Source organism: Streptomyces boluensis (assembly GCF_009908195.1).
GTDB classification, from domain to species: domain Bacteria; phylum Actinomycetota; class Actinomycetes; order Streptomycetales; family Streptomycetaceae; genus Streptomyces; species Streptomyces boluensis.
Map to the genome: position 1 here is coordinate 16,360 of NZ_JAAAHS010000028.1, position 20,793 is coordinate 37,152.

Here is a 20,793-nt window from a genome sequence, read left to right on the forward strand (position 1 = left end):
CGCGCGTCGGTGGGTTACGCCGAAAGGTGGTCCCCACGCGCGCGGGGACGGGCGGCTCGGCGTCCATCGTTCGGCCGAGTCGTCCGACACTGCTGTTGCCTGCCACCGCGCGTCGCATTTGACTCGATCTGCGCGGAGTCGTGCGCGGGCGCCCCCTGGAGGTGGCAGTGATGCTTTCGGCCAAGAGTCTCTTCTCCGAGATCCTCGACCATGACGAGTCGTTCCGGCTGTTCTGCTCCATCGCGGCCAGCGGCGAGTCACAGGGGGGCTGGGAGAACGCTCGGATCGCCGCACTGGTCCCGGAGAGCCAGCGTGCCCTCGCCCCCAAGATCACCCGGCACGGCGCAGACGAGGACAAGCACGGGCGGATCTTCAACGCCCTCCTCAAGAAGCGTGGCCTCGACCCCTGCGAGGTGCCGCCGGAGACCGACTACACGATGCTCCTCGAGCAGCACGGCATCGGTCTCGCCCATGAGCAGCTCAACGGCGAGCGGCCGCTGCGCGAGCAGGACATCATCACGTACCTCGCGCACAGCAGAGTCACCGAGCAGCGCGCCTCCGAGCAGATGGACCTGCTGCGCAGACACTTCGCCGACCACCCCGACATCGGCCGCGCGGTCAAGATGATCTCCCGCGACGAGGACAACCATCTCGCGTACTGCCATGAGGAGTTGCTGCGGTTCGCGTACGCCGGGCACGGCCGGGACATCCAGCGGATCCTGCGCGAGTGCGCGCACGCCGAGATCCGTATCTACCGCGATGTGAGCCTCGCCGTCATGGCGCACATGGGCCGCATCCTCGGCTGGTCGCGCGCCAGGGCGACGGCGCTCGCCGCCGGGATCCACGCCGTGTACGCGTACGAACGGGCCGGAGGGTGGCGGCGGATGGTGTCCCTGCGGATGCCCGAACACCGTGACGCCCTCGGCGGACCCGCGACCTCAGCGGCCGAGTTCGCGTAGCGCCCCGGATCCGGCGGCCGCGGTGGCTACAGCCAGCCGCGGCGCTTGAACAGCCGGTACAGGCCGTACACCGCGCCCACCATGAGCAGCACCACCACGGGATAGCCCCAGGTCTGCCGGAGCTCCCACATGTGCGTGAAGTTCATGCCGTACACGCCCGCGACCATGGTGGGCACCGCGGCCATCGCCGCCCACGCGGAGATCTTGCGCATGTCGTCGTTCTGCCGCACCCCGGTCTGCGCGAGGTGGGCCGAGAGCACGTCCGAGACCAGCCGGTCCAGGCCCTCCACGCTCTCGTTCGCGCGCGTCAGATGGTCGTTGACATCGCGGAAGAACGGCTGTGCCTCCGCGTGCACGAACGGCACCGCGGCGCTCGCGAGTCGGGACATCGGGACCGCCAACGGCATGGCGGCGCGCCGGAATTCGAGCACCTGGCGCTTGAAGCCGTAGATCCGGGCCGCGGTGTGCCTGCTGTCGCCGCCGGTCGGCGCGAACACCTCGGCCTCCAAGGCCTCCAGATCCAGGTGGAGTTCAGCCGCCACGTCGATGTAGTGGTCCACCACGGCGTCGCTCACCGCGTAGAGGACCGCCGTCGGGCCGTGCCGCAGCACCTCCGGGTGCGCTTCGAGACGGGTGCGTACGGCCGCGAGCGGGGCGCCCACGCCGTGCCGCACCGTCACCACGAACGAGTCACCGATGAACAGCATCAGTTCGCCCGACGCGATGGTGTCCGCCGCCTCGTCGTACACGATCGGCTTGAGGACCACGAACAGCGAGTCGTCGTACACCTCCAGCTTCGGCCGCTGGTGCGCCTTGAGGGCGTCCTCGACCGCCAGCGGGTGCAGGCCGAACTCCTCGGCGACGTGGTCGAACTCCCGCTCCGTGGGCTCGTGCAGGCCGATCCACAGAAACGCGTCACCACTGGCCCTGGCCTCCGCGAGGGCGGCGGAGAAGTCCTCCCGGCCCTCGGTACGGCGGCCTTCGCGATAGATGGCGCAGTCCACGATCATTGCGCGCATTCTCCCGTGATCCGGGCCTGGCCGCATCCCTGTGCCCAAGTCCGCCTAGGCTGACGAGCATGCCCACGCTGATCCTTGTCCGGCACGGCCGGTCGACCGCCAACACCGCGGGCGTGCTCGCCGGACGGACGCCCGGGGTGGCTCTCGACGAGCGCGGGGCCGCGCAGGCCGCCGCGCTGCCCGGACGGCTTGCCGCGCTGCCGCTCGCCGCCGTCGTCACCAGCCCCCTGCAACGCTGCCGCGAGACCGTCGCACCGCTGCTCGACGCCCGCCCCGGCCTCGCCGTGCACACCGAGGAGCGGATCAGCGAGTGCGACTACGGCGACTGGTCGGGCCGCAAGCTCGCCGAGCTCGCCGGGGACCCGCTCATGGAGGTCGTGCAGCAGCACCCCTCGGCCGCCGCCTTCCCCGGCGGCGAGTCCATGCGGGCCATGCAGCACCGCGCCGCGGAGGCCGTACGCGAGTGGAACGCGCGCGTGGAGGCCGATTTCGGCACCGACGCCACGTATCTGATGTGCTCCCACGGCGACATCATCAAGTCCCTCGTCGCGGACGCACTCGGGCTGCACCTGGACCTGTTCCAGCGCATCGCCGTGGAGCCCTGCTCGGTCACCGTGATCCGCTACACCAGGCTGCGGCCCTTCCTCGTACGCCTCGGCGACACCGGTGACTTGGGCGGACTCGTGCCGCGCGAGACCGGTACCGACGCCGAGCGTGGCGATGCCACCGTCGGGGGCGGTGCGGGCGCACCGTGATCGTCGCCCGCAGTAGGGTGACCCACGTCGACTGCGGCTCCCGCCGCAGCAATTCATGCCGCAGTACCCGATAGCCGAGGGAGAGGCCAGGACGTGTCCCGTCAGGTGTTCCTCTACGACCCGCCGGAACGTTTCGTGGCCGGCACGGTCGGACTCCCCGGGCGCCGTACGTTCTTCCTGCAGGCCACCGCCGGTGGCCGGGTCACGAGCGTGGCCCTGGAGAAGACCCAGGTGGCCGCGCTCGCCGAGCGGATGGACGAGCTACTCGACGAGGTGGTGCGGCGCAGCGGCGGCAGCGCGCCGGTGCCCGCTGTGGCGCCCACCGAGATCGCCGACAGCGCGCCCCTCGACTCACCCGTCGAGGAGGAGTTCCGGGTCGGCACGATGGCACTCGCCTGGGACGGCGAGGAACAGCGCATGGTCGTCGAGGCGCAGGCCCTCGTCGAGCTGGACGCCGACGACGACGAGGACCTCGCCGAGGCCGAGGAGCGGCTGCTCCAGGACGACGAGAACGGCCCGCCCATGCTGCGCGTGCGCCTCTCCGGCGCGCAGGCCAGGGCCTTCGCCAAGCGCGCCCTCGACGTCGTGAACGCCGGCCGCCCGCCGTGCCCGCTGTGCAGCCTGCCGCTCGACCCGGAAGGACACGTATGCCCGCGTCAGAACGGATACCGGCGCGGCCTGTGACCGCGGGGAATGACGCTGTCGAGCTCCTCACGCACGGCGAGCTCACGGTGCTCGGCCGGATCCGCGAGGCCTCCAACGCCGTCCTGTACTGCTCGGTCGAGTACGACGGTGCCTCGGCGCACTGCGTCTACAAACCGGTCGCCGGTGAGCGCCCGCTGTGGGACTTCCCCGACGGCACCCTCGCCGAGCGCGAGGTGGCCGCCTACGAGGTCTCCGAGGCCACCGGCTGGGGCCTGGTCCCGCCGACCGTCCTGCGCGAAGGGCCGCACGGCGAGGGCATGTGCCAGCTGTGGATCGAGCCGCTGCCCGACGACCTGACGCCGCCCGAACTGCTCGGCCTCGTGGACCGCGAGGAGCCCGGCGACGGCTGGAAGGCCGTCGGGTTCGCCGAGGTCGGCGAGGGGCGCACCGCGCTCCTCGTGCACGCCGACGACCCGCGCCTGCGCCGCCTCGCCGTCCTCGACGCGGTGATCAACAACTCCGACCGCAAGGGCGGCCACCTGCTGCCCGCCACCGGGGACCTGCTCTACGGCATCGACCACGGAGTGACCTTCCACACCGAGGACAAGCTGCGCACCCTGCTGTGGGGCTGGGCGGGGGAGCCGCTGACGCCGGAGGCCGTGGACGTACTGGGCCGGCTCGCCGCGCTGCTCGTCGACGGCGCGGCCCTCGCCACCCGGCTCGCGGAGCTGCTCACCCCCGCCGAGGTCGAGGCGGTACGGGAGCGGGTGGCCGAGATGTTGCGGTCCGGGACGCATCCGGCGCCGAGCGGCGCGTGGCCCGCGATTCCGTGGCCGCCCGTGTGACAGCGGGCCTCCGACCCGCCCGCCGGGGCCCTGCGCCGCTGAGCGCGGGAAGGATGCACACCAATAGCCATGGCGCAAGAGCGCCTTCCCGGACAGAAGATCCCCTCCGGTTCGTATCCGGACGGCGCGTCCGGTTAGGCTCGATGCATGCATGCCTGGCCCGCTTCCGAGGTCCCCGCCCTGCCTGGCAAGGGCCGCGACCTCAGGATCCACGACACCGCGACCGGTGGGCTCATCGCCCTTGACCCCGGTCCTGTCGCCCGTATCTACGTCTGCGGCATCACGCCGTACGACGCGACCCACATGGGTCACGCGGCGACCTACAACGCGTTCGACCTCGTTCAGCGCGTGTGGCTCGACACCAAGCGGCAGGTTATCTACGTCCAGAACGTGACCGACGTGGACGATCCGCTCATTGAACGGGCCGTGCGCGACGGCATCGACTGGGCCGGACTCGCGGAGCGCGAGACGGCTCTCTTCCGCGAGGACATGACCGCCCTGCGGATGCTGCCCCCGCAGCAGTACATCGGCGCCGTCGAGGCCATACCCGGGATCGTCCCGCTGGTCGAGCGACTGCGTGACATGGGCGCCGCCTACGAACTCGAGGGCGACGTCTACTTCTCCGTCGAGTCCGACGCCCACTTCGGTGAGGTCTCCGGGCTCGACGCCGCCGCCATGAAGGCGCTCTCCGCCGAGCGCGGCGGCGACCCCGAGCGGCCCGGCAAGAAGAACCCGCTCGACCCGATGCTCTGGATGGCGGCCCGCGAGGGCGAGCCCAGCTGGGACGGCGCCAGCCTCGGCCGCGGCCGGCCCGGCTGGCACATCGAGTGCGTCGCCATCGCCCTCGACCACCTCGGCATGGGCTTCGACATCCAGGGCGGCGGCTCCGACCTGGCCTTCCCGCACCACGAGATGGGCGCCTCGCACGCCCAGGTGCTGACCGGCGAGCACCCCTTCGCCAAGGCGTACGTGCACGCCGGCATGGTCGCCCTGGACGGCGAGAAGATGTCGAAGTCCAAGGGCAACCTGGTCTTCGTCTCGAAGCTGCGCCGCGACGGCGTCGACCCGGCCGCGATCCGGCTCGCGCTCCTCGCCCACCACTACCGCGCCGACTGGGAGTGGACCGACCAGGTCCTCGCCGACGCGGTGGACCGTCTCGGCCGCTGGCGCGCGGCCGTGTCCCGGCCCGACGGGCCGGGCGCGGAGGCGCTCGTCGAGGAGATCCGCGAGGCGCTCGCCGACGACCTGAACGCCCCCGCGGCGCTCACGGCCGTCGACCGCTGGGTGGAGCTCCAGAACACCCAGGGCGGTACGGACGAGGGGGCGCCCGGAGTGGTCTCCCGTGCCGTGGACGCGCTGCTCGGGGTGGCGCTCTAGCACCCTGCCTCACGTGCACGAAGAGGCGCCGGACGAGATGGATCGTCCGGCGCCTCTTCGTGTCTGCTGAACCTCTGCTGAACTTCCGCTCAGTGGTTGCCTGTTGAGCGTTACGGGACCGGCCCGCGCCGGCTCAGTCGTCCCCGGCGCCGTCCCCGTCCCCGTCGCTGTCCTCGGCCTTGCGGCGCGGAGGCTTGCGCTTGGGCTTGGGCTTGTCCTTGGGGGGCTCGGGGGCCGGGTCCGTGCCCGTGTCCGTATCGGCGCCCGTGTCCGTGCCCTCGTCCGGTGCGTCCGACTCCGCGTCGGCCTCCGCCTCTGCCTCTGCCTCCGGTGCCGGTTCCCGTTCCGGGGACTGTGGCTTCGGTTCCTGCGGGAGTGGCTTGGGCGGGCGGGTGCGGTCGCTCGGGCTCTCGCGCAGGAACGTGCCGTCGCCGCCGTCGGTGGCATGGCCGGGGCCCGCCGGTCCGCCGCCGTCACGCCTGCGCAGATAGCGCTCAAACTCGCGGGCGATGGCCTCGCCGGACGCCTCGGGCAGCTCCGCGGTGTCGCGGGCCTCCTCCAGGCTCTGTACGTACTCCGCCACTTCGCTGTCCTCGGCGGCCAGTTGGTCCACGCCCAGCTGCCAGGCCCGCGCGTCCTCGGCCAGTTCGCCGAGCGGGATGCGCAGGTCGATCAGGTCCTCAAGGCGGTTCAGGAGGGCAAGTGTCGCCTTCGGGTTGGGCGGCTGCGAGACGTAGTGCGGCACTGCGGCCCACAGTGAGACCGCCGGTACTCCCGCGTGCGTGCACGCCTCCTGGAGGATGCCGACGATGCCCGTGGGGCCCTCGTACCGCGTCTCCTCCAGGTTCATGGTGCGGGCCAGGTCCGGGTCGGAGGTCACGCCGCTGACCGGTACGGGCCGGGTGTGCGGGGTGTCGCCGAGCAGGGCGCCGAGCACCACGACGAGTTCCACGCCCAGTTCGTGCGCGAAGCCGAGCAGTTCGTTGCAGAACGAGCGCCAGCGCATGGACGGTTCGATGCCGCGCACCAGGACCAGGTCGCGCGGCTTGTCGCCGCCGACCCGGACCACGGAGAGACGGGTCGTCGGCCAGGTGATCTTGCGGACACCGCCGTCCAGCCAGACGGTGGGGCGGTTGACCTGGAAGTCGTAGTAGTCCTCGGCGTCCAGGGCCGCGAACACCTCGCCCTTCCACTCCCGGTCCAGATGCGCGACCGCGGTGGAAGCGGCGTCGCCTGCGTCGTTCCAGCCCTCGAACGCGGCCACCATGACCGGGTCGACCAGCTCGGGAACCCCCTCGAGCTCGATCACCCAGTGCCTCCTTCCGATGTCCCCCAGAGCCTTGATGGCCTGGGAGGGACCCCACTCGCGTACGCCCCAACCTTACGGCGTCCGCGGGGGGCCTCCGCAGCCCCCTCGCATGCCCTGAGCACGCCAGAGGTAATGCATACGCATACCTGCCGAGGTCTATTCGTCCGAGCCGCCGACGATCAACTGTGCGGGCCTCCCGGCGCCTTGGGGCGGCTTCGCGTGGTCTTGGCCTGCCGGTTGCGGGACTGCTCACATACGGAGGGCCGATACGTCGGACGATCAGGGACTGCCCTGCGGCGCGGGCGGGGGCGTGACGGGCGGGTGCGCTTGGTCACGTACGGCTGGGGTGGTGCGGGCCCCGGTGGGCGCTCAGAGGGTGGAGCGCAGCCACTGTTCCACGGAGGCGATGTGCACCGTCGCCCAGGAGCGGGCCGCCTCCGCGTCCCGGTCGCGCAGCGCGGCCAGGATCATCCGGTGCTCGTGCAGGGTCCGGCTGACCGCGTCCTCCTGTGTGAGGCCGCGCCACACCCGCGCGCGCGTGGTCGGCCCGGAGAGGCCGTCGAGCAGCGAGCAGATCACCGAGTTCCCGGAGGCGCGCACGATGCCGCGGTGGAACTCCAGGTCGGACGCGACCAGCTCCTCCACCGACGGCGCCGCGCCCAGGGCCGTCAACTGGGCGTCCAACGCGTCCAGTTCGGCCTCCGACAGCTGGGCGCAGGCGAGCGCGGTGGCCGCCGGTTCCAGGATGCGCCGGACCGCGAGGAACTCCAGGACCGTGTCGTCGCGGTGGAAGTCGACCACGAAGCTCAGGGCTTCCAGGAGCAGTTGGGGGTCGAGGCTGGTGACGTAGGTGCCGTCGCCCTGGCGCACGTCGAGGATGCGGATGAGGGCCAGGGCGCGCACGGCCTCGCGCAGCGAGTTGCGGGACAGGCCCAGATCGGCGGCGAGTTCGCTCTCCTTGGGCAGCCGGTCGCCCGGTCGTAGCGCACCGGAGACGATCATGCCTTTGATCTTCTCGATCGCCTCGTCGGTTACCGCCATGGGGACCCCGCCTCAAACCGTACGGGGCGCCCCCGAGGGTGCCCCGACAGACCTCCGATGTATCGGCTCATTATGGCCCCCGCCGGAGGTGGAGCGAATGTCCTTGAGGGCTAAGATTTCTTCCGGTAGCTCGTTGGCGCCTTGCGGAGCTCATGGGCTCCGTGCAGAGGCGCCGTGCAGAGAGAAGGCAGCGACACATGACGGGCAAGCAGGCAGGGAAGGGCGCGACCGTCCACCAGGACGCCGTGGCGTCGATCATCGAGGCCTGGGCGCGGGAGCGGCCCGAGCTCGACACCGCGCCGCTCGAGGTCCTCGCCCGGCTGCACCGCACCTTCCTGCGCTACAACACGAGGCTGACCTCCGCCATAGACCAGCACGGCCTGGCCGTCGCCGGGTTCGACGTGCTGACCGCGCTGCGCCGGGCCGGTGCCCCGTACCGGCTCACCGCGGGGCAGCTGGCCGACTCGGGGCTTGTCTCGTCGGCCGGGGTGACGCTGCGGATCGACCGCCTGGAGAAGGACGGTCTGATCGTGCGGGAGCGGGACGCCGACGACCGGCGCGTCGTCTACTCGCGGCTGACGGACGCCGGTCTGGCCAAGGTCGACAAGGTGTTCGCGGAGCACCTGGACAACGAGCGCCGCATGCTCGCCGGGCTGTCTCCTGCGGAGTGCCGTCAACTGGCCCGGTTGCTCTCGAAGTTGGAGCGGTCCATTGAGGAGTCTGCGGAGCCGGACGAGGAGTGAGCCGGGCTCGCCGCGGGGGTTTCCGCGGAGTCCGGTCCGCGCCTGATCTTGGGCTGAGCGCGCAGTTCCCCGCGCCCCTTCAGGGGCGCGGGGAACTGCGCGAGCAACCACAGGCGGCCCGCAGCCGCGAGGACAGGCGCGCCCGGCAGGACGGGGTGATCACCCGGCGGGGGCCGCCTGCGCCCCTGCACCCGCACGGTAGAGACGGCGCAGCCGGACCACGCCCAGGTCGTGCTGGTACAGGTTCTCCCGCTGGTCGGCGTCGGCCGGCATGGCCTCCAGCATCACGCGGTCCTGCTCCAGGACCGCCCAGTGGCGCTCCTCGATCAGGGTCTTGTAGAGGAAGCGCCAGCTGTCCCGCTGCCAGCCCTGCACCTTGCGGTAGCGCCAGAAGAAGACGGCGCAGCGCTCCGCGTCGACCGGGCGGACCATGCCGACGATGCCGAACGGGCCGCCGGGGCCGGCCGAGGGCGGGTACGGGATCGACAGGTCGACCCAGTCCACACCGGTACGGCACAGCTCGACCCAGTCGAAGTTGACGCCCCGCTGGTCGGTCTTCTCGAAGAAGTAGCCGCGGTCGGTCTCCCGGATGCGGAACTTGGCGGTGGTGTCGCCCTCGAACATGGTGTGCGAGTCGTGGTGCAGGAACGCGCCGTGCATCGGGTCGAGCAGGTTCTCCACCGCGTACCGCCACGGCACGTCCCACTCGGCGTAGCAGAGGAACGCGTCGATGTCCGGGTCGGTGAGCGGCTCGGGGAGCGTCAACTCGACGGGCTCCGGCTGCTGTTCGGTGCCGAAGTACGCGAGCACGGCGCCCGCGACCTCACGTACCGGGAGCGAGACGACGAGCTTCTTGCCCTCCAGGTTGCAGCCGGGCAGGCCGGGCACGGACGACACGGTGCCGTCCGTCTCGACCTCCACGCCGTGGTACCAGCAGGCCACCCGGTCGCCCAGGTGCTTGCCGAGGGAGAGCGGGGCGCCGCGGTGCGGGCAGCGGTCGGCGAGCATGCTCAGGGCGCCGTCGGAGCGGCGGAAAAGCAGCCACTGCTCGCCGAGCACGGTGACCTTGCGCATCGCGCCGGGCGCGACGAACGAGGACGGCACGACCGGGTGCCACTGGCCGCGCAGGCCCGTCGCGTACTGCTCATCAGCGGTCGGAGTGGTCATGGCGGTCACGCTCCCAGTCGGTGCATCTCGGCGCGGAAGGAGTCCTCGGTCCACGGGGCGCCGTCCGGCGCGTGGACCTGACGGGTATTCAACCCCCGTACGACATCCGCGAGTTCATGGCCGTCCTTGGTGAAGACCTCTTCGAGGGTGGCGGCCAGCTTCAGCTCGTACGGGGACGGCTCGTGCGTACGGGACTGGTGCACGTCCAGGTACGGCCAGGGCGTGTCGGTGCTGCTCATGGGTGTCTCCTGACGGGGGTCACAGGTCGAGGGCGAGGCGGGAACCGGACGCGCAGCGCGAGACGCAGATCATCATGGAGCTGTTCGCGGCGTGCTCGGCTTCGGAGAGCAGGAAGTCACGGTGGTCGGGGGTGCCGTCGAGCACCCGGGTCTCGCAGGAGCCGCAGATCCCGTCGCGGCAGGAGCTGGCGACGGTCAGGCCGGCCTGCTCGGCGGCCTCCAGGATCGAGGTGCCGGGGCCGACGGCGAGGGTGAGCCCGGAGCTGCGGCACTCGACCTCGAACGCGTCGTCGTCCCCGTCCCGCTCGACCACCGGCGCCGCGAACCGCTCGACGCGCAGCACCTCGGCCGGGCACGCCGCCTCCACCGCGGCGAGCAGTGGCTCGGGCCCGCAGCAGTACACGAGGGTGCCGTCCGGCAGGTCGGCGAGGGCGGCGGCCAGGTCGATATGGCCCCGCTCGTCCTGCGGTACGAGGGTCAAGTCGCCGTCCAGGGCGGCCAGTTCATCGGTGAACGCCATCGAGTCACGCCCCCGCCCGCCGTACACCATGCGCCACGCGACGCCGCGCCGGGCGGCCTCGCGGGCCATGGCGAGGATCGGGGTGACGCCGATGCCACCGGCGAGGAAGACGTAACCCTCGGCCTCTTCCAGGGCGAAGTGGTTGCGCGGCTCGGACACGGTGACGGTCTGGCCGGGGCGCAGCTTCGTGTGGACGTGGCGCGAACCGCCGCGCGAGGCCGGCGCGTCCAGGACGCCGATCCGGTACGTGCCGCACGCGGCCGGGTCGCCGCACAGGCTGTACTGGCGGATCTGCCCGCCCACGTGCACGTCGATGTGCGCGCCGGGCTCCCAGGCGGGCAGCGGCTTGCCGTCCGGGTGGACAAGCTCGACGGAGAGGACACCGTCGGCCTCCCAGGTCATCCGCCGGACGAGCAGCTGGAGTTGGCGTTCGTCGGTCATGGTGGCCTCCCTACGTGGCGGGGATCTTGACGGGCGGGGTGAACGGGTTCTTCATCGGGCCGAGCGCCGCCAGGTCCACCTCGACGAGCACGGGCCCGTCGGCGGCGACGGCCGCGCCGAGCACCGGCTCGGCGTGCGCGGCGTCTGCGATCCGCAGGTACGTCAACCCGCAGGCCTGGGCGAGGAGTTCGAAGTCCGGCGTGGTCAGGTCGACGCCGGAGCGCCGGTCGCCGTACCGGTCCTGCATGTTGCGCAGCACGCCGTAGCCGCCGTCGTTGAAGACGAGCAGGGTCAGGCGCGGCCCCTCCTGGGCGAGGGTGAGGAGTTCGCCGAGGTGGACCGCGAGGCCACCGTCGCCCGCCATCACGACCGTCGGCCGGTCCGGGTCGGCGAGCGCGGCCCCGATGCCCATGCCGAGGCCCTGCCCGATGCCGCCGCCGCGCGGGAAGACGTTGGCGCGCGGGTCGTACATCTCCAGGAGCCGGTTGCCCCAGCTGCTGGACGCGATGGTGACGTCGCGGGCGACGACCGCGTCGCGGGGCAGCGCGGCGCGCAGCGCGTCACAGATCGCCGACTGCGGGCCGATGTTGTCGTGCAGCGTGGCCCGTACGTCGGTACGGACCTGCCCCACCCGGCGCGTCCACTCCGGCTCGGCCCGGTGGGCGTGCCGGAGCAGGGCGGGCAGGACCTCGGCGGCGTCCCCGTGCAGGGCGTGCGTCGCCGGGTACACGCGGCCGAGCGCGGCGGCGTCGATGTCCAACTGGACGTGTGCGGCGGGGAGTTCAAGGCCGTAGTCGGCGGTCTCGTTGGACCGGAAGTGCGTGCCGACGGTGAGCAGCAGGTCGGCGTCGGCGAGCAGGGCGCGCACCGCGGGCGTGGTGGCGAAGTTGCCGATGACCTGCGGGTGGTCCTCGGGGACGCTGCCGCGACCGGAGTTGGAGGTGAGCAGCCCGGCGCCGGTGGCTTCGAGCAGGTCGGCGAGTGCACCGCCGGCCCGGGTGGCGCCGCCGCCGGCCCAGATCAGGGGGCGCCTGGCCGAAGCCAACAGGGCGCCCACCGCGTCGAGTTGAGCCTGCTCCGGGTGCGGCGCGGTGGGCTCCGGGAGCTCCGCCGCGACGTCCGTCTGGGCCGCGAACTGGAGGTCGATCGGCCACTCCACGCTCGCCGGTCCGCCCGGCGCCGCCAGAGCCTCGGCCGCCGCCGCGCGCAGGATCCGGCCCGCCTCGTCGGCCGAGCGGACCGTCGCGGCGTACTTGGACACCGCGTCCAGCATGCCGAGCTGGTCCTTGGTCTCGTGGATGAACCCCCGCCCGCTGCCCAGGAATTCGGCCTCCACCTGGCCGGTGACGTGCAGCACGGACGTGCCCGAGGCCAGCGCCTCCACCAGCGATCCGGCCGCGTTGCCCGCGCCCGTACCGGTCGAGGTCAGCGCGCAGCCGATGGAGCCACGGGCCCGGCCGTACGCGTCGGCCGCGTTCACGGCGGTCGCCTCGTGCCGTACCGGGACGAAGCGCAGCTCCCGGTCGACGGCCTCGACCAGCGGCAGGTTGTGCACGGACACGATGCCGAAGACCGTGTCGATGCCGAGTTCCTTCAGGACGGCGACGAGGAGGTCGCCACCATTGGCGTACTGCATGGGGACTCCTCAGAGAATGCCGCGGCCGACTCCGCCGCAGACGTCGATGCTGGTTCCGGTGATGTACGAGGCGCGCGGCGCGAGCAGCGCGAGGATCGCGTACGCGACCTCCTCGGCCCGGCCGAGCCGGCCGAGCGCGATGCCCCGGTCCGCGGCCAGCTCCGCCTGCCACTCCTCGTAGCTCAGGCCGGAGTCCGCGGCGGCGTACCGGCGGGTCCACTGGCCGGTGTCGACGAGCCCGAGGCAGACCGAATTGACCCGGATGCCGTCCGGGGCGAGCTCCGTGGACAGGGACTTGGAGAGGTTGAGGATGCCCGCGCGGGCGGCGCTGGTGGTGATGAGGCGGGTCTCGGGCTGCTTGGCGAGGACCGCGTTGACGTTCACGACGGACGCGACGTCCGAGGCCCGCAGCAGGTCACGGGCGGCCTGCACCGGGTTGAGGACGCCCGCGAACTTCAGGTCCAGCTCGTCGCGCCAGTCGTCCCACGTCGTGTCGTCGAGGCGCTTCATACGGGACGCCCCGGCGTTGTTGACCAGCCCGTCGAGCCGCCCGCCGAACGCGTCGGCGGCGTCGCGTACGAAGTCCCGTACGGCGGCGGCGTCGCGTACGTCGCATACGGCCGTGAACAGGCGCTCGTGGTCACCGATGCGCTTGAGGCGGTCGGCGTCGCGCCCGCAGGTGGCGACGTTCGCGCCCTCGTCGAGCAGGGCGCGGACCGTGGCCAGGCCGACGCCCGAGCTGCCTCCGGTGACCACATAGGTCCGGTCGGCGAGGCCCAGATCCATAACTGTCCATTCCAGTACGTCAGTTCATGGTGAAGCCGCCGTTGACGGCGATCACCTGTCCGGTCAGATAGCGGGACTCCTCGGAGAGGAGGAAGGCGGCGAGTCCGACCAGGTCGTCGGGCTGCTGGGCCCGCGAGATGGCCCGGTTCGCGGCGTACAGGCCGTGCCGCTCGGCGGGCACCGTCTCGGTCGCCTCGCACTCGGTGAGGCCGGGCGCGAGGGCGTTCACGGTGATCCCGCGCTCGCCCAGCTCCCGTGCCATGGCGCGGGTGAGGGCGATGACGGCGCCCTTGGAGGCGATGTAGTGGGCGAGCCGGGGGGAGCCGTAGAGGGCGGCGTCCGAGGCGATGTTGACGATCCGCCCGGTCGGCCCGAACAGCGGGTGCAGGGCCTTCGCGACCAGCCAGGGGCCGCGCGCGTTGACCGTCATCAGGCGGTCCCAGGCCTCGATGTCGATGTCCTGGAACTCCTTGCCGCCCACACCGTTGGCGAGCGCGGCATTGTTGACCAGGCCGTAGAGCCCGCCCAACTCGCGTACGGCGGTGGCGAGTTCCTCGACCGAGGCCGGGTCCGCGACATCGCAGCGCACGAACCGGGCCTCGTACCCCTCGGCCCGCAGCTCGTCGGCCGCTGCCTCGCCCCGCTCGGCGTCGAGCTCGGCGAGGACGACCCGGAAGCCGTCCGCGCCGGCCCGGCGGGCCATGGCAAGTCCCAGGCCACGGCCCGCCCCGGTCACGACCACCGTAGGGCGGTCAGTCACGGGTGACCCCGTACAGCGGGGAGTACTCGGGGTACGTCGGGACCTGCGGCTTCTGCGTGCCGATGACCACGCAGAACAGGGCGTCGGTGTCGCCCTCGTTCTTCAGGGAACGGGTCACGCCGGCCGGGACCACGATCATGTCGCGGTAGCCGAGGGTGCGGTACTCGACCTCGTCGGGGCCGCGGTGGATGCCCACGCGGACCTCGCCCTCCAGGACGAAGAAGGCCTCTTCGACGTCATGGTGGGTGTGGGCCGGGCCCTCGCCGCCCGGGGGCAGCAGCATGTTGGAGAACGTGAAGCCGCCGGAGGGCAGGATGCGGTTGTCGCCCTCGTGGTTGCCGGTGGCGCCGGAGCCGACGTAGCGGATCTGCGCGCGCTTGTACTGCGGGCCGGCCTTCTCCTGGAAGGAGAGGGTGCCCCAGTCGGGCTCGCGGGACTCCTTGGAGGCGATCAGCGAGTCGGTGTACGTGCCGAGGTCGCCGCCGTTGTCGTACTCGGTGGTGGTCAGAGGCATGGTGATCAGCCTTTCTGTGTACGGGAGTTGGTGGCGATGTGCAGGTGGGACAGGACCCAGGCGTTGAACCGCTCGGGCTGTTCCTGGTTGGCCAGGTGACCGGCGTCCTTGACGATCACGTAGGCCGTCTTGTGCAGGCCCCCGGCGAGGACCTGGGAGGCCTCGACGCCGGTGACCGTGTCCCGGTCGCCGCAGACCACGAGGGTCGGCGCGGCGATGCCGGGGAGTTCGGTGCGCAGGTCCGCGCCGGCCATGGCCTCGGCGGCGTACCCGTAGCCGGGCAGCCGGACCGCGCCGGCCATGGTGTCGACGACCCGCTCGACCAGTGCGGCGGGCGCGTCCGGCGAGACGAGCCGGGGGCCGCGCTGCGCCGCGAAGGCGCGCGGCCCGACCTCGGCGAGCTCCGTGGCCCGCGCCCGCATGCCCGCGGCCTTCTCGGGGTCGGTCCCGGAACCCGCGCTGGAGTCGGCGACGATCAGTGAGTCGACCAGCTCCGGGTGCCGGACGGCGAGCCGCAGCGCGATCACGCCGCCCCAGGACACGCCGAGCACATGCGCCGACGAGCCGTACGAACGGATCACCCCGGCCGCCGCGTCCACGAAGCCGTCCAGGTCCAACGGCCCTTCCGGGTCAGCCGACTTGGCGTACCCGGGGGCGTCCCAGGCGACGACGCGGGCGTACGGAGCGAGCCCTTCGAGCTGTGGCGCGAACGCCGCCGACGAGGAGCCGATGCCGTGCAGGCAGAGCAGCAGCGGCCCCTCGGCGCCCGCCTCTTCCACATGGACGGTGGTCACAGGATCTGCCCCGACCGTCCGGCGAGCGCCCCGAGCGAACGCAGCACCGCGTACGGCACGACCTGGCTGGTCGCCGGGTTGCCCGGGTCGGGCCGGTGCGCCACCTCGAAGCGGTACGCGCCGTGCGGCCCGGACGCCTCGACCACGTGCCGGGTCAACTCGGCCCTCGGATCGGCGACGACCCGGACCCGCACAGCGTCCAGGTCGCCGACGGCCAGCGCGACGGAGGCCGCGACATTGGTCGACTTGGGGAACTTCACGGGTACGTCCCGCGCGGTCCCGGCCATCACCTCGACCGGTCCGGTGGCCGTCCGCATCCGGGCCAGCAACTCCTCGTCCATCCACGGCTGTTCGAGGGTGGACGGCAGCTTCGTCGTGGTCAGGCGCACCTCGTCGAGCGGGCCGAAGGAGCGGACGGCCTGCAGCAGGTCGAGCCCGCCGACGGCACCGCCGGTGAAGTAGACCCGGCCGGGGCCCGCCGCGAGCAGCCGCTTGGCCAGCTCGTCGTCGGTGAGCGCGCCGGTCGAGGCCACGAGCAGATCCGTACCGGAGGTGAGGACACGCTCGCCCCACTCCCGTACGACGCCCTGCCCGGCCGCCTCCACGATCAGGTCGCAACTCTCGATCGCGTCCTCGAAGGCGACCTGCGGCGCGGGCGCCGCCTCGCCGAGCGGGCGGTTGTCGACGACACACGTCAACTCGGCGCCCTGGACGTCCCCTTGGGTGAGCGCGGTGCCGACGACGCGGCCGATGGCGCCCCAGCCGACGAGTCCGACCTTCAGAATCCTGGTCACTTCTGCTCTCCTTCCGGCCTTCCGGCCATGTGGCAGCGGATCTCCTTCGACGGCGGCCCGGCCGTGCCCCACAGGTCGGACAGCTCCGGCACCCGCCGCCACACCTTGGCGATCCACCGGTCCTCGACGATCTGCGCGACCTCGGAGGTGTACTCGCAGACGAGGCCGGTCGGATCGGTGAAGTAGGAGAACGTGTTGTTGCCGGGCCCGTGCCGCCCGGGACCCCACTGCGGCACGATCCCGTGGTGCCGGAGCCGGCCGAGCCCGCGCATGAAGTGGTCGACCGAACTCATCTCGTACGCCACGTGGTTGAGGGAGACCCACTCGGCCTGGTTGAACGCGATGCAGTGGTGGTCGGCGTTGCAGCGCAGGAACGCCATCTGGTGCTCGGACCAGTCGGAGACCCGCAGGCCGAGCACGTCGCGGTAGAACGCGACGGCCGCGTCGATGTCGGGGGTGTTGAGCACGGTGTGGGTGACGCCGACCGGCACGGCGGCCTCCCGGCCGCGCGGCTCGACCGCCCAGGTCTCCGCGGAGAGCTCGACGAGCCGGCCCTCGTGGTCGTGGAACCGCAGCCCGTACCCGCCGCCGACCTGGTCGAGCGGCCCAGGGCCCGCGACCGGCACGATGCCGCGCGCTTCGAGCCGCCGCGCCGCCTCGTCGATCTCGGCCGGGGTGGCCACGGCGAACACGAGCCGGCCGAGGCCGGTGCGGTCGGAGCGGGTCAGCTGCAGGGCGTGGTGCTCCTCGCCGGTGCCGCGCAGCCAGCTCGCGCTGTGCTCGGACTCGACGACCTCCAGACCCCAGGCGTCCTCGTAGAAGTCGGTGGCCTCGGCGAAGGCCGGGGTGAGCAGCTCGACCGAGCGCAGCGCGCGCAGCCGGGCGATGGGGGGATGGTGGGTCATGTGAACTCTCCGGCGAGGGTGGTCAGGGCCTACCGTTTGGGTCAGGCCGGATCTGGTCGGCGGTGCGGGGCGGTCGAGTCGAGCGGGGTCTGGTGCGTGCAGCTGCAAGGCGGAGGAGGGCGCCACTGCGGAGCATTGGCAACCGACGACAACGCCGCAGATGTGCGTGCCAGGCCCCGCGACCCCGGCAAGATCCAAACGGCAGGCCCTAGTTGGCCCAGGGCAGTGGCGCGGCGGAGGTGCCCCAGTAGAGGGACTTCTGCCGCTGGTAGGCGCGGATCCCGTCGCGGCCCTTCTCGCGGCCGAGACCGCTGTCCTTCGTGCCGCCGAACGGGGTGGAGATGCTGAACTGCTTGTACGTGTTGATCCAGACGGTGCCCGCGTCGATCCGCCGCCCGATCCGCCAGGCGGCCCGGTGGTCCCGCGTCCAGATCCCGCAGGCCAGGCCGTACACGGAGTCGTTGGCCCGGTCGACCAGGTCGTCCTCGTCGTCGAAGGGCAGCGCCACCAGGACCGGCCCGAAGATCTCCTCCTGGCAGACCCGGGCGTCGTTGCTGAGCCCGTCGAGCACGGTCGGCAGGTAGTACGCGCCGTCGGCGTACGCCTCCCCTTCCGGTACGGTCCCGCCGCACCGCACCCGTGCCCCCTCCGAGCGGGCCAGGTCCACGTACGCGGCGACCGAGTCCCGGTGCTTGTGGTGCACGAGCGGGGCGACCTGGGTGGCCGGGTCGGTACCGGGGCCGACCCTCAACTTCCGTACCCGCTCGACGAGTTCACCGACGAAGTCGTCGTAGAGCTCACGGGCCACGAACAGCCGGGAACCGGCGATGCAGGACTGGCCGCTGGACGAGAACACCCCGAACATCACCCCGGCGAGCGCCTGCTCGACATCGGCGTCCGCGAGTACGACCGTGGGGGACTTGCCGCCCAGTTCGAGGGAGACGGGCATCAGCTTGTCGGCGGCCGCGTGGGCGAGGGTCCGGCCCGTCGACGTACCGCCGGTGAAGGTGACCTTGCCGACCCGCGGGTCGCGCACGATCGCGTCCCCGATCACGCTGCCGCGGCCCGGCAGGACCGCCAACAGGGCGGCAGGCAGGCCGAGTTCGTCGAGGGCGCGGCTGACCATCCGGCCGAGCGCGAGCGATACGAGGGGTGTCCACTCGGCGGGCTTGAGCAGCACCGCGTTGCCGCCCGCGAGGGCCGGGGCGAGCTTCTGGGCGTCGCTGGCGACCGGCGAGTTCCACGGGTTGATCGCGCCGACGACACCGATCGGCTCGTACACGCTCATGGTCAGGTACGCGCCACGCGCCGGGGTGATCGACTCCTCGGCGGTCTCCAGGGCGGCCGCCGTGTAACGGAACGTGCCCGCGGCGCTCGCCACCAGGGCGCGCGTCTCGTTGATCGACTTGCCGGTGTCGGCGGTCTGCAACGCGGCCAGGTGCTCGGCCCCGTCGTCGATCAACTCCGCGATCCGGGTGAGGAGTCGGGCCCGCTGGTGCGGCAGCAGCTCCCGCCAGCGAGGGTCCGCCGCGGCGCGGGCGGCGGCCTCGGCCGCCTCGGCGACCTCCTCGACGGTGACGCCGTGCACGGTGGCGAGCGGCTGCCCGGTCGCGGGGTCGACCGTGACGGACGCCGTGCCCGCGCCGCGCCGCCACTCACCGGCGATCAGCGCCTCGTCGGGGGGAGTCGGGGGCATGTGGGTCTCCTTGCGGCTAGCGATACTCGGCTAAGCACTAGAAATCTAAGGGCTTAAATATCTGGAGCGCAAGACCCCACCTTCAAAACTTTGTTGGTCAATTCCCTGCCCAGACTCTTGACGCCGGCAGGTGAGGCAGGGGATACAAGTTAAGCCCTTAGAAACTTTGGGCTTACCTATTCCTGGCCATGAGGCGAATCATCGTCCATCATCTGGTCCAGGGGTAGGACTCGGTTCTCGTCCCAGGATCCCGCCTTCCGCCCGGGACTCCAGACCGCCTCCCCTCTCACGCCGCGGAGTACCTGCATGACTCTCAACGCACCCGACAGAACGCCGGACGCCGGCGTCCGGGCCTCCATCTCCGCCCGCTTCGAGCGACTGCCGCTCTCCCGCTGGCATGTCACCGTCCGCCTGATCGTCGGCGCCGTGACCTTCTTCGAGGCCTTCGACCAGCTCCTCATCGCCTACGCGATGCCCGCGCTGCGGGCCGAGTTCCACCTCTCCACCTCGGCCGCCACGCTCATGCTCACCATCGGCTCGCTCGGCATGCTCGTGGGCGCCCTGCTCTCCGGCCGCCTCGCCGACCGCATCGGCCGCGTCAAGGTCATCGCCCTGTGCATCGCGGTCTCCAGCCTCGCCAACCTGGCCCTCGCCGCGACCACCTCGCCCGAGCAGTTCATGGGGCTGCGCTTCGTACAGGGCCTGGCGATCGGCGGCGAGGTCCCGGTCGCGGCCACCTTCATCGCCGAGATCACCCGCAGCCACAAGCGCGGCCGCTTCGTACTTCTCTACGAACTCGTCTTCCCGGCCGGCCTCACCGTCGGCGCCCTCGTCGCCGCCTGGGTCGTGCCGATACTCGGCTGGCGCTGGATGTACGCCCTCGCGGCCATCCCCGGTGTGCTCTGCATCCTCGTCCAGAAGAAGGTCCCGGAGTCCCCGCGCTGGCTCGCCGACCACGGCAGGGCCGAAGAGGCCGAGGCCACCATGGTCCGCATCGAGAAGGCGGTCGAGCGCACCACCGGCAAGCCGCTGCCCCCGGTCGGCGAAGCCCTGCCCGTCACCCCGCCCGGCAAGGGCTCCTCGGGTCTCCGCGGCCTGTTCAGCGGCCGCTACCGCCGCCGCACCCTCGTCATCGGCGCCCTCTGGTTCTGCGGCTACTTCGTCAACTACGGCATCTCGTCCTGGCTCCCGACGATCTACCTGAACCGCTACCACCTCTCCCTCTCGGACGCCCTGCTCTACTCCACGGTCACGTCCTGCGCGGGCCTGCTCGGCTGCCTGGTCGTCGCGCTCACCGTGGACCGGGCCGGCCGGCGCAAGGTCATCACCTCCTGCCTGGGCGGCGCCGCGGCCGTACTGCTCCTGCTCGCCTGGCTCGGCGCGAACACCCCGGTGCAGGTCCTGATCTGGTCGTCCCTCGCCGCGGTGTTCTTCTTCGGCGCCAACATCTGCCTGTACGTGTACACGCCGGAACTCTTCCCGACCCGCATGCGGGCCCTCGGCAGCAGCGTCGGCGGCGCCTTCAACCGCCTCGGCGTCATCCTCGGCCCGATCGCCGTCGGCGCGGTGTACGCGGGCGGCGAGATCGGCACGGTCTTCCTGGTCCTCGGCGGCGTCGCCCTCGCGGGAGCGGTCGTGGCGGGGATCGGCGCGGAGGAGACAGCCGGCAGGCGCCTGGAGGAGGTCTCGCCGTGAGCAGCGCTGGGAGCTGATGCTCTCTCCGCTCGCCGGAGGGGCTGATTTTTCAGCCCCTCCGGCGTTTGAGGAGGCCCGTCCGGCGAGGACTTTCGGGAAGGGGCGGGGAGGGGAAGACGCACCTACGACCGCGGGTACCGGGCAAGCCACCCC

General features: G+C 71.9%; 21 protein-coding genes. 7 read left to right on the forward strand and 14 right to left on the reverse strand.

Translation table 11 applies throughout. The annotated features are described in order from the left end of the window. Window positions 1-170 precede the first annotated feature (170 nt). The gene (locus GUY60_RS06445; protein ID WP_161694701.1) at window positions 171-959 is read left to right on the forward strand and encodes a ferritin-like domain-containing protein; all 789 of its coding nucleotides are present in this window, start codon (window positions 171-173) and stop codon (window positions 957-959) included. Window positions 960-985: 26 nt separating this feature from the next. Here the strand turns inward: GUY60_RS06445 and GUY60_RS06450 are convergent, their stop codons facing one another. After that, window positions 986-1,978 carry a magnesium and cobalt transport protein CorA gene (locus tag GUY60_RS06450; RefSeq protein ID WP_161694703.1) on the reverse strand — a complete coding sequence of 331 codons (993 nt, stop codon included), beginning with the start codon at window positions 1,976-1,978 and terminating at the stop codon, window positions 986-988. Between the two features lie 59 nt (window positions 1,979-2,037). Between GUY60_RS06450 and GUY60_RS06455 the strand changes: the two genes are divergently transcribed. The 4 genes from GUY60_RS06455 to mshC all read left to right on the forward strand — a co-directional run bounded on the left by GUY60_RS06455 (window position 2,038) and on the right by mshC (window position 5,600). Further along, on the forward strand, window positions 2,038-2,733 hold the full coding sequence (locus GUY60_RS06455; RefSeq protein WP_161694705.1) for a histidine phosphatase family protein: 696 nt from the start codon (window positions 2,038-2,040) through the stop codon (window positions 2,731-2,733). Between the two features lie 93 nt (window positions 2,734-2,826). Then, window positions 2,827-3,417 carry an Rv2134c family protein gene (locus GUY60_RS06460; protein WP_161694707.1) on the forward strand — a complete coding sequence of 197 codons (591 nt, stop codon included), beginning with the start codon at window positions 2,827-2,829 and terminating at the stop codon, window positions 3,415-3,417. Further along, complete coding sequence (locus GUY60_RS06465) at window positions 3,381-4,223, forward strand: Rv2133c family protein (protein ID WP_161694709.1); 843 nt, start codon at window positions 3,381-3,383, stop codon at window positions 4,221-4,223. The genes GUY60_RS06460 and GUY60_RS06465 overlap by 37 nt, the downstream gene beginning before the upstream one ends. A gap of 147 nt (window positions 4,224-4,370) precedes the next feature. After that, on the forward strand, window positions 4,371-5,600 hold the full coding sequence (gene mshC / locus GUY60_RS06470) for a cysteine--1-D-myo-inosityl 2-amino-2-deoxy-alpha-D-glucopyranoside ligase (protein ID WP_161694711.1): 1,230 nt from the start codon (window positions 4,371-4,373) through the stop codon (window positions 5,598-5,600). Window positions 5,601-5,733: 133 nt separating this feature from the next. Here mshC and GUY60_RS06475 read toward each other — a convergent pair whose 3' ends face one another. Beyond that, window positions 5,734-6,909 carry a PAC2 family protein gene (locus tag GUY60_RS06475; RefSeq protein WP_312866202.1) on the reverse strand — a complete coding sequence of 392 codons (1,176 nt, stop codon included), beginning with the start codon at window positions 6,907-6,909 and terminating at the stop codon, window positions 5,734-5,736. 369 nt (window positions 6,910-7,278) lie between these two features. Beyond that, on the reverse strand, window positions 7,279-7,950 hold the full coding sequence (locus tag GUY60_RS06480) for a FadR/GntR family transcriptional regulator (protein WP_161694713.1): 672 nt from the start codon (window positions 7,948-7,950) through the stop codon (window positions 7,279-7,281). A 197-nt stretch (window positions 7,951-8,147) separates the two neighbouring features. On the opposite strand from GUY60_RS06480, the gene GUY60_RS06485 reads away from it, so the two are divergent. Then, window positions 8,148-8,693: a MarR family winged helix-turn-helix transcriptional regulator gene (locus GUY60_RS06485; RefSeq protein ID WP_161694715.1), complete on the forward strand. Its 546-nt coding sequence runs from the start codon at window positions 8,148-8,150 to the stop codon at window positions 8,691-8,693. A gap of 159 nt (window positions 8,694-8,852) precedes the next feature. Here GUY60_RS06485 and GUY60_RS06490 read toward each other — a convergent pair whose 3' ends face one another. The 11 genes from GUY60_RS06490 to GUY60_RS06540 form a co-directional block, all read right to left on the reverse strand. Continuing rightward, window positions 8,853-9,860 carry a Rieske 2Fe-2S domain-containing protein gene (locus GUY60_RS06490; protein ID WP_161694717.1) on the reverse strand — a complete coding sequence of 336 codons (1,008 nt, stop codon included), beginning with the start codon at window positions 9,858-9,860 and terminating at the stop codon, window positions 8,853-8,855. A 5-nt stretch (window positions 9,861-9,865) separates the two neighbouring features. Continuing rightward, a complete protein-coding gene (locus GUY60_RS06495) occupies window positions 9,866-10,099 on the reverse strand; it encodes a recombinase-like helix-turn-helix domain-containing protein (RefSeq protein WP_161694719.1) in 234 nt (77 codons plus the stop codon). Between the two features lie 19 nt (window positions 10,100-10,118). After that, window positions 10,119-11,060, reverse strand: coding sequence for a PDR/VanB family oxidoreductase (locus GUY60_RS06500; RefSeq protein WP_161694721.1), 942 nt, complete (start codon window positions 11,058-11,060; stop codon window positions 10,119-10,121). Between the two features lie 10 nt (window positions 11,061-11,070). Further along, on the reverse strand, window positions 11,071-12,696 hold the full coding sequence (locus tag GUY60_RS06505) for a thiamine pyrophosphate-binding protein (RefSeq protein WP_161694723.1): 1,626 nt from the start codon (window positions 12,694-12,696) through the stop codon (window positions 11,071-11,073). Window positions 12,697-12,705: 9 nt separating this feature from the next. Continuing rightward, window positions 12,706-13,482 carry an SDR family oxidoreductase gene (locus tag GUY60_RS06510; protein WP_161694725.1) on the reverse strand — a complete coding sequence of 259 codons (777 nt, stop codon included), beginning with the start codon at window positions 13,480-13,482 and terminating at the stop codon, window positions 12,706-12,708. A gap of 19 nt (window positions 13,483-13,501) precedes the next feature. Then, complete coding sequence (locus GUY60_RS06515; protein ID WP_161694727.1) at window positions 13,502-14,242, reverse strand: SDR family oxidoreductase; 741 nt, start codon at window positions 14,240-14,242, stop codon at window positions 13,502-13,504. Beyond that, window positions 14,235-14,756, reverse strand: a complete 522-nt coding sequence (locus GUY60_RS06520) for a cupin domain-containing protein (RefSeq protein WP_161694729.1) — start codon at window positions 14,754-14,756, stop codon at window positions 14,235-14,237. The genes GUY60_RS06515 and GUY60_RS06520 overlap by 8 nt, the downstream gene beginning before the upstream one ends. A 5-nt stretch (window positions 14,757-14,761) precedes the next feature. Next, on the reverse strand, window positions 14,762-15,550 hold the full coding sequence (locus tag GUY60_RS06525; protein WP_161694731.1) for an alpha/beta fold hydrolase: 789 nt from the start codon (window positions 15,548-15,550) through the stop codon (window positions 14,762-14,764). Next, window positions 15,547-16,344, reverse strand: coding sequence for an aspartate dehydrogenase domain-containing protein (locus tag GUY60_RS06530; RefSeq protein ID WP_161694732.1), 798 nt, complete (start codon window positions 16,342-16,344; stop codon window positions 15,547-15,549). The genes GUY60_RS06525 and GUY60_RS06530 overlap by 4 nt, the downstream gene beginning before the upstream one ends. Continuing rightward, a complete protein-coding gene (locus tag GUY60_RS06535; protein ID WP_161694734.1) occupies window positions 16,341-17,249 on the reverse strand; it encodes a VOC family protein in 909 nt (302 codons plus the stop codon). The genes GUY60_RS06530 and GUY60_RS06535 overlap by 4 nt, the downstream gene beginning before the upstream one ends. A gap of 208 nt (window positions 17,250-17,457) precedes the next feature. Beyond that, window positions 17,458-18,945, reverse strand: a complete 1,488-nt coding sequence (locus GUY60_RS06540) for an aldehyde dehydrogenase family protein (protein WP_161694736.1) — start codon at window positions 18,943-18,945, stop codon at window positions 17,458-17,460. A gap of 306 nt (window positions 18,946-19,251) precedes the next feature. Between GUY60_RS06540 and GUY60_RS06545 the strand changes: the two genes are divergently transcribed. Next, window positions 19,252-20,640, forward strand: coding sequence for an MFS transporter (locus GUY60_RS06545; RefSeq protein ID WP_161694738.1), 1,389 nt, complete (start codon window positions 19,252-19,254; stop codon window positions 20,638-20,640). Window positions 20,641-20,793 lie beyond the last annotated feature (153 nt).